Source organism: Pseudoalteromonas sp. TAE56 (assembly GCF_000497955.1).
Lineage (GTDB): Bacteria > Pseudomonadota > Gammaproteobacteria > Enterobacterales > Alteromonadaceae > Pseudoalteromonas.
Genome location: NZ_AUTN01000083.1, coordinates 1 through 5,034 on the forward strand (window position 1 = coordinate 1; position 5,034 = coordinate 5,034).

Annotated in this window: 3 protein-coding genes and 1 pseudogene; 2 read left to right on the plus strand and 2 right to left on the minus strand. The window is 43.3% G+C overall.

Annotation, left to right across the window (positions count from 1 at the left end; translation table 11 throughout):
• Together L656_RS0108795 and L656_RS0108800 are read right to left on the minus strand one after the other, a co-directional pair.
• Window positions 1–843 (minus strand): ABC transporter permease (locus L656_RS0108795; RefSeq protein WP_024598927.1); only part of this gene is annotated, 843 nt, incomplete at its 3' end.
• Window positions 840–2,399: an ABC transporter ATP-binding protein gene (locus L656_RS0108800; protein ID WP_024598928.1), complete on the minus strand. Its 1,560-nt coding sequence runs from the start codon at window positions 2,397–2,399 to the stop codon at window positions 840–842. The genes L656_RS0108800 and L656_RS0108795, both read right to left, overlap by 4 nt.
• A gap of 200 nt (window positions 2,400–2,599) precedes the next feature.
• Between L656_RS0108800 and xdhA the strand changes: the two genes are divergently transcribed.
• Both xdhA and L656_RS01000000122080 read left to right on the plus strand, forming a co-directional pair.
• The gene (gene xdhA, locus L656_RS0108805) at window positions 2,600–4,108 is read left to right on the plus strand and encodes a xanthine dehydrogenase small subunit (protein WP_024598929.1); all 1,509 of its coding nucleotides are present in this window, start codon (window positions 2,600–2,602) and stop codon (window positions 4,106–4,108) included.
• Window positions 4,095–5,034, plus strand: a pseudogene (locus L656_RS01000000122080) (molybdopterin cofactor-binding domain-containing protein); the annotation flags it as partial. The gene xdhA and the pseudogene L656_RS01000000122080, both read left to right, overlap by 14 nt.

The following is a 5,034-nucleotide window of genomic DNA, read 5'->3' on the forward strand; positions in this document are numbered from 1 at the left end:
ATAGCCATAACCAGGTGATATTTGTGGAACCAGCTGTCCAATAGGCCCTGCTACTTCGCCCGCACCAGCAAGCCCCGCTAAGCCACCGCTAATAACTAACACTCCCGTAATTAATAATGCTCGCTTGTAACCCGCCATTTTGGCCGCGGATGCATCAAGCCCAAGTACTTGTATTTGAAAGCCTATAAAGGTTTTGCTAATAAACACCCAAGTGGCGCATAGCGCTAATAACGCAAACGCTAGGCCTAAGTGCAATCGAGTACCGTCAAATAAAACAGGCAATAACGTGCTATCGCCAAACAATGCGCTTTCAGGAAAGTTATAACCGTGAGGATCTTTGAGTGGCCCATGAACAGCCCACAGCAATACATTTACTGCTATGTAGTTGAGCATTATGGTGACTAAAATTTCATTAGTGTTTAAACGCAGCTTCATAAAAGCAGCAAGCCCCGCCCACAACATGCCACCAGCAATACCCGCAAGTAATGTTAGTGGCATTGCAAAAGCACTTGATGAGTCAACAAAGTTAACGGCTACAGCACTTGCACATACACCACCAATAAGCAGTTGCCCTTCTGCGCCTATATTCCAAACCGATGCTCTATAACAAAGCGCTAAACCATAGGCGCATAGCAAAATAGGAATGGTCATTACAAGTAGCTCAGTTACACCATACCAATCGGCAACAGGTGCTATAAGCAATGTATATAAGGCATTTAGCGGGTCATGCCCTAATAAGGCAAACACCACGTAACCGGTTATTAATGTGAGTAAGATAGCTAAAACAGGAGAGAAATAACTCCAAGCCGGCGAGCGCTGAACACGTGGTTCTAACTTAATCATGCTAGAGCCCCTTTTGATGTTTGTAATGTAGGCAGATTATTAAGGTCGTCACTAAAATCGCCAGCCATCCACTGTCCTAACTGCACAAGCGGTACGGTATCGGTGTTTAAAATAGGAGACAGTTTTCCATCGCAAATTGCGCCAATGCGGTCGCAAATTTTATAAAGTTCATCTAAATCTTCTGAAATAACGAGTACCGCACACCCTTCGTCGCGAAGCTTTAAAATAGCTTCATGTATCGCCACTTGTGCGCCTATATCTACTCCCCAAGTAGGATGCGACATAACGAGTAGTTTTGGGCTTTGCTCTACCTCGCGACCAATAATAAATTTTTGTAAATTACCACCTGAAAGGCTAGCTGCATGAGTGCGAAAACTTGGCGTTTTAACCTTGTATTTTGTTATGATTTTATTAGCAAGCTCGGTAATTTTTTGTTTTACTAAAAAGCCATTTTTAACTAGTCCACTATCAAAACTAGTCAGCAGTGTATTTTGCGCTAAATCCATAGTGGGCACGGCTCCTCGCCCAAGCCTATCCTCTGGAACACATGCAAGTCCAAGGCGGCGCCTTTTAAGGGGCGACAATGCATCAACAACAGTGTTTTTAAATTTAATGGCACGGCTACTTGCTTGAATTTGCTCCCCCGAAAGCACTTTTAATAACTCTTCTTGCCCGTTGCCAGCAACACCTGCAATGCCCACTATTTCACCTTGCTGTACTGCAAAGTTAATGTTTTTAAGGGGTGTTTCAAATAACGCTTGTGCCGCGGTGGTTAAACTATTAACGGTTAAAAAGTCAGCCGTCCCCAAGGCTCTGCGGGTTTGGTTACTAATTGGCGTGTTGTCGCCTACCATTAGCCTAGCAATTGACTCACTAGTTTCGTTTTTAGGAATACAATGCCCGCTTACTTTCCCGCCTCGCAAAATGGTCGCACTGTCACATAACTCAATCACTTCGTGCAGTTTGTGGCTAATAAACAGCACGGAGCAGCCTTCTCTTTTAAGTGATTTTAGAGTTTTAAATAATGCTTCGACTTCTTGTGGGGTAAGTACTGAGGTGGGTTCGTCTAAAATAAGTAGTTGAATATCTAATAACAAACACCGCACGATTTCTACTCGTTGGCGTTCGCCAGTTGAAAGTGTTGAAACCAATCTGTGTGGATCTAATGGCATACCATAACGTGTTGATGTTTTTGTAATTCGACCCGCAAGCGTGCTGCTATGCCCTGCTAAATCACCTAACGCTAGTTCAATATTTTGGGCAACCGTAAGCGTTTCAAATAACGAAAAATGCTGAAACACCATTCCAATGCCTAAATCACGCGCATCAGCAGGCTCTTTTATATTCATTATGCGGCCATTAAAAAACATGTCCCCTTGGTCAGGTTTAACCACACCATAAAGCATTTTCATTAGTGTGCTTTTACCGGCACCGTTTTCACCTAATAAGGCATGCACTTCCCCATGCTTAATTTTTAAGGTTACGCCGTTATTGGCTATACATCCGGGATACTTCTTTGTCATTCCCTGCATAGTAAGGCGGTATTTATTATTCATTATTAACACCTTTTCAGTGCTTATTAAGTTAATAAGCATACTAACAACAACCAGCTGACCGAGCGGTCAACAATGGCATGGTAACTGCAATATACTTACCAAGATTAAAAAGTATTTTTCTTACCCGTGCGCAAACAACAAGAAAAAACATATGCCAAGCCTTTATGTATCAGGGCTTTATAAAAATTAAGGGGGTCTGTGTGATTCAATTTTTATTAAATAACACGCCAATTGAAATACAAGAATGTTCGCCAAGTCTCACCATTTTGGACTGGCTTCGCACCAAAAAAGGGAAAATGGGCACCAAAGAAGGCTGTGCAACTGGCGACTGTGGCGCGTGCACTATTTTAGTGGGTGAAGAGCGTATAAATGCAAACGGGCAAGCTAGCTGGCAATACAAAACAATGAACAGTTGCTTACTGTTATTAGGTAATGCGCATGCAAAACATATAGTAACAGTAGAAGCTGTGACTACTGGTTTATACCCAAATTTAACCGATTTACACCCTGTGCAGCGCGCGCTGGTAGAGTGCCATGGTTCGCAATGTGGTTTTTGTACGCCTGGTATAATAATGAGTTTGTTAGCTCTTTATATTAATGAGCCTACGTACCCCGGTAAAAAAGCGGTTATTCATGCACTTGGCGGTAACTTATGCCGTTGTACAGGCTATAGCCCAATATTACTTGCAGCCGAAAAAGCCTATAGCTATGAGCGTAAAGCTGAACCGTACTCAACAATGGCCGCAAAATTTAAAGCGTCACTTAATACGCAATATGATTACGATGTTCCATTTTTAAAAAATGGCCCTCGCAAATTCTATTTACCACAAACTGCCCAACAACTTGTTGAGCTAAAAGCGCTTTATCCTTATGCACATTTAGTTGCTGGTGGCACCGACTTTGCCATTGAGCTTAGCCAAAACATGCTTTTACCGGATGTAATTATCTCCCTTAGCCAAGTAAAGGAACTTTGTACCTTGGCAGATAATAACGGTGAGTTACATATTGGTGCAGCACTACCTTATAGCCAATTTGTTGAGGCATTTTATAACCATTACCCTGAGTCAAAAGAGCTATTTGAACGCTTAGGATCAAGCCAAGTAAGAAACAGCGGCACACTCGGTGGCAGCATAGGGAATGCCTCACCAATTGGCGATCCAGCTCCCCTTTTAATCGCTCTTAATGCATCAATGGATTTATTAAGCAGCGCAGGCACGCGCACTATTAAAGTTGCCGACTACTTTATTGACTACAAAAAAACGGTTCTTAAAAGCGATGAAGTAATTAGTAAGTTCACCATCCCAACGCGCCCAGAGTCACTAAAACTGGCATGTCATAAAATATCAAAAAGATTTGAAGACGATATATCTACCGTTTGCTTGGTGCTTGCTATAGAGCATTCACAAAACATGATCACTCAAGCTCGCTGCGCTATGGGTGGGATGGCAGCGATTCCTAAACGCGCGCAGCATATTGAGAAAAAGCTGATATCTCAATCATTACAAGTGAGCACTTTTATAGATGCAGCTACCGCTATAAACGATGACTTTGCACCCATGAGCGATGTACGCAGCAGCGCACATTACCGCAGTACGGTAAGCAAAAATTTGCTACAGCGTATTGGAATTGAGTTTTGCGATGCACAGCCAAGTAGCAGTAAAAACAATAACAACATTGCCATTACGAGGATCTCACATGCGTCACTTTGAAATGGATAAACTAAAAGCCCAAGGTGGTAGCGTTGGACAATCTAAATATCACGAAAGCGCTATTAAACAAGTTTGTGGCAGTGCAAATTTTGCCGACGATAACCCTGAGCCTTACGGTTGCCTACATGCCTACCCTGTACTTGCGCCTGTTACAAGCGGCTTTATTAAATCAATAGATACTAGTCACGCACTGGCAGTTGAAGGCGTTAGACGCATTTTATCGGCCGAAGATGTACCGGGTAAATTAGATATTGGCCCGGTATTTCCTGGTGATGTATTACTCACCAGGCATGAAATTCAATACCACGGACAACCTGTATTAGTAATCGTTGCCGACAGCTACGAAATAGCGCGCCGCGCGGCCCGCTTAGTGGTTATTGAGTGCGAGCAAACTACGCCAATACTTGATATTAAAGAAGCGATAAAAAAAGAGCATTGGGTAAGGCCGCCTCATTCACTTAACCGTGGTAACAGCGAGCACGCAATTAATAACGCAGCCCACCAGCTTAAAGGCGAAATACACATAGGCGGGCAAGAACATTTTTACCTTGAGGGGCAAATAGCACTCGCTCAGCCCGATAACGACGGCGGGATTCATGTTCAATGCTCAACTCAGCACCCTACTGAGGTTCAGCACTTAGTTGCTAAAATTTTAAAAAAGCCATTTAGCTTTGTAAACGTAGAAACCCNCCCGCCGTATGGGCGGTGCTTTTGGCGGTAAAGAAACTCAAGGCGCACCTTGGGCCTGTCTTGCAGCCCTTGCGGTTTACTACCTTGGCTGCGCAGTTAAAATGCGCCTAGCCCGTAGCGACGACTTTAAATTAACCGGTAAGCGTCACCCTTTTTATAACCACTATCATGTCGGTTTTGACGAAAATGGTTTAATAGAAGGTGCCGACATTACCGTAAACGGATTTTGTGGCTAC